Source organism: Moraxella oculi (assembly GCF_023336735.1).
GTDB lineage: Bacteria > Pseudomonadota > Gammaproteobacteria > Pseudomonadales > Moraxellaceae > Moraxella > Moraxella oculi.
Map to the genome: position 1 here is coordinate 1 of NZ_JAMBAQ010000043.1, position 3,006 is coordinate 3,006.

Genomic DNA, 3,006 nt, shown 5'->3' on the forward strand with positions numbered 1-3,006 from the left:
CACCTAAATTATCAAGGTGATGCCATCAGTGTTGGCATTGGTATTGGTGCAAACACCAGCAATCCAAATGGCAAAGCAAAACCTGCCCTACAAGGCTTAGGCTATGGTACAATAACCCCAACCCATAAAACCAGCACCACCCACTCTGCCATCACAGACCAAGCAGGACTTAGCCACATCAATACAGAAAACTTCAACCAACCAGAAGTGCAAGATGAGCTAAATCAAATCATTGCTAATGACTTTGATAAGGAGCAAGCATTAAAAGAGTTAAATGCCCAAACAGTGATTACCACAGAGTTTGGGAGAGAGGCTCCAAAGGTAGTGGCTGATTTCAGTAAAGATCAAATCAAACGCATTGCAAGCGATCCAAATCTAACCCCTGAAGAAAAAACAACGGAGCAACAAAAGTGGGCAGAAGGTGGGATTTACCGTGTGGCACTGCATACGGCTGTTGGTGTAATCGGTACTGGTACGATTGAAGGAGCTGTTACTACAGGCAGTATTGCTGCCTCAGCACCAATAATCGATAAGCTGTCAGAACAAACAACTAAGCAATTAGTAAAAGCGGGCATTTCAGAAGATACGGCACAAAATGCCACAAGTCTAATCACAAGCCTTGCCATTGCAACTGCCACCCAATCAGCAGGAGTAGATACTTCAAGTACTGTAATGGCGGTGAATGCAGATGCGTTTAATCGGCAGTTGCATGCCAATAAGGGGGAGGCTTGGGTTATTGAGGAGCTCTACAAAAGACAAGGTGGTAATAAAAAGTGGTCAAGAGAACAAATTGCCAATGCCCTAAGAGCCGCCAATTTTAGAAAAGGTGATTTTTATGAAAGTGCTGATAGTAATAACGCTGTTCCATCAGGTAGACCAGATTTGGGCTATGATACTTTAGTTGGCGTGCAATGGAATAATCATGGTGCTGGTATCAGCCTAAACATCCCAAAAGTTGATCCAGATTTAGTTAGATATATTCAAAGCCATACTGGCAAAGGTGATTTTGCATCATATCAGTATACTTGGAATAATAATAGAATTGTTGGCAATCAACAGCCTTTATCAGCTCCAAGAGTAACTAGAGTTCCATATACAGACTACAGCAGGTCTCTTGAAGCACATAATACAGCAGTAATGAATAATCCTATGATTGTTGCTTGTGCCTTGAATGAAACGCGTCATTGTAGGGAGATGGATCAGAAGGGAATGGAAGCCATGACCAACGCTCCTCATTTTATACTAGGAGGTCAATATTTGAGACCGGTGACAGGGACATTGGTGGTGGCATCGAAAATAGAAAACGAAGGTTTTGGTAAGACAGCAATTGGTATCGTTGTGTCTAAGACAACTGAAAGAGTGGTAAGAACTCCACAAACTTCAGCCATTGTTGATCAGATTGGCACAAATGACGCAATTACTAATGCGATATATGATAGCTGTGTATCTCACAATCTTAGAGGGGAACAAAAACATGAGTGTCAAAAATAAAATGCTTGTTATCGCACCTTTTTTGATAAGTATGGCTGTATCAATTGAGTTAGATAGGAAATATTATTTTGATATTTATGAATTTTTTATGTTTTTATTTATTTCTTTGATGGTTTTTGTGGATATTTATGACTATGTTAATGGCAGGGATTTTTGGTCATTTGGAAATAAACTGAAGGCAGGTGATAATAAGCTATTAAGATTTTATTGGTTTTTTCTAATGGTTGTAGTATATCTAGGCAGTATTTTTTATTTTTTATTTAAGGTTTAGCTTGCTATTGCCATTGCCAAAGCGTTTGAAGGCAAAGCCCAAAAGATTGAACAAAACCTAAGACTCTTTGATGGTATCACCTCCGCCTTGTACGCTCCTAACTCAAATGGTATCATAGGTGATGTGGCAAGAGCAGCAAGCCCAGAGCTTGCTTATCGGATTGGTCAAGAATTTAAAGAAAACAAAGCTCTAAACCAAACAGACAATGGCAACAGACCAGAAGAACAAAGCCTGCAACACCTACTGGCTCATGCCATACTAGGTGGTGCCACAAGCTATGCCACAGGTAATGACATCACAACAGGTGCTTTATCAGGAGCGGGTAGTGAATTGGTTGCACCTGCCTTGGCTAATTACCTATATGGCACCAAATACCCAGAGACACTCAGTCAAGGGCAAAAAGACACCATCACAAGCATTCTAAATCTAGCCACTGCGACAGCCATCTACACCACAACTGATGGAAGCACCACTGATGCAGTGAGTGGGGCTGAGATTGGGAAAGTTGGGGTGGAGAATAATAACTACACTTGGACTGCAGAGAATTTTGGTATGACTATATCGGACATTAACCATGGTATTGCAAAAATGGAGCGTTGTCAGGCAAATCCGAGTGCAAGCGATTGTCAGCCAAGAAAAGATTATTTGGGGGATTATGCTCGCAATGTCGTCAATAATGCAACATCTGGGATAAATACTACAACCTCTGTTGAAGCCTCAGGGATGGCACTATTTGGCTTTTCTCAAAGCAGAGGTATTGCTACAGATATTAAGGGCAATACTTGCACAGTTGATGCGACTTGCTTTTTGCTTGGACCAAGAGTTGGCGGATCAGCTAGCCTTAATCAAGAGTTGGCAACAGGAAATCTAACACCAGGAGAAAAATATTATAGTATGTCAATTGATGGTGCTATAATTCCTATTGCAGGAGCGAAAGGTAATGTGTCTTTGTATAGCAATGGCTCGGTAGGGTATCATGGAGGAGCATCATCAGGAGCTGATTTTGGTTTAGCTATAAAGGCTTGTTCGGTACAAACAGAAAAGGAGTGTAAATAAACATGAATAAAAAAATTAATTTTATATATTTCTATCTTGGTTTTACTTTGGTATTTTTTGGTAAATATTTTACAGACAATGTAAGAGTATTTTTATCCTCCGTTGCCGTAAAACCACCGACTTCAGGCGGTGGATATAAGGCAACTCCGCAATCATGCTTACGCATGGACGTTGTTTAGTGTGGTGTA

The 3,006-nt window shown here is 40.6% G+C and carries 3 protein-coding genes and 1 pseudogene; 3 read left to right on the plus strand and 1 reads right to left on the minus strand.

Translation table 11 applies throughout. The features are described from left to right. The 3 genes and pseudogenes from M2R47_RS09215 to M2R47_RS09225 all read left to right on the plus strand — a co-directional run. Nucleotides 1–1,491: pseudogene (locus M2R47_RS09215) on the plus strand (hypothetical protein); the annotation flags it as partial. Next, nucleotides 1,475–1,762, plus strand: a complete 288-nt coding sequence (locus M2R47_RS09220) for a hypothetical protein (RefSeq protein ID WP_046699879.1) — start codon at nt 1,475–1,477, stop codon at nt 1,760–1,762. The pseudogene M2R47_RS09215 and the gene M2R47_RS09220, both read left to right, overlap by 17 nt. 123 nt (nt 1,763–1,885) lie before the next feature. Then, the gene (locus M2R47_RS09225; protein ID WP_249102467.1) at nt 1,886–2,818 is read left to right on the plus strand and encodes a VENN motif pre-toxin domain-containing protein; all 933 of its coding nucleotides are present in this window, start codon (nt 1,886–1,888) and stop codon (nt 2,816–2,818) included. A 31-nt stretch (nt 2,819–2,849) separates the two neighbouring features. On the opposite strand, the gene M2R47_RS09555 is transcribed toward M2R47_RS09225, so the two are convergent. Then, entirely contained in the window at nt 2,850–2,984 is a 135-nt protein-coding gene (locus M2R47_RS09555; protein WP_283162961.1) for a hypothetical protein, read from the minus strand. Nucleotides 2,985–3,006 lie beyond the last annotated feature (22 nt).

What these genes read in the sequence shown, in the direction of transcription:
- M2R47_RS09220 (WP_046699879.1), top strand. Translation starts at nt 1,475, where the DNA reads ATGAGTGTCAAAAATAAAATGCTTGTTATCGCACCTTTTTTGATAAGT.
- M2R47_RS09555 (WP_283162961.1), bottom strand. Translation starts at nt 2,984, where the DNA reads ATGCGTAAGCATGATTGCGGAGTTGCCTTATATCCACCGCCTGAAGTC.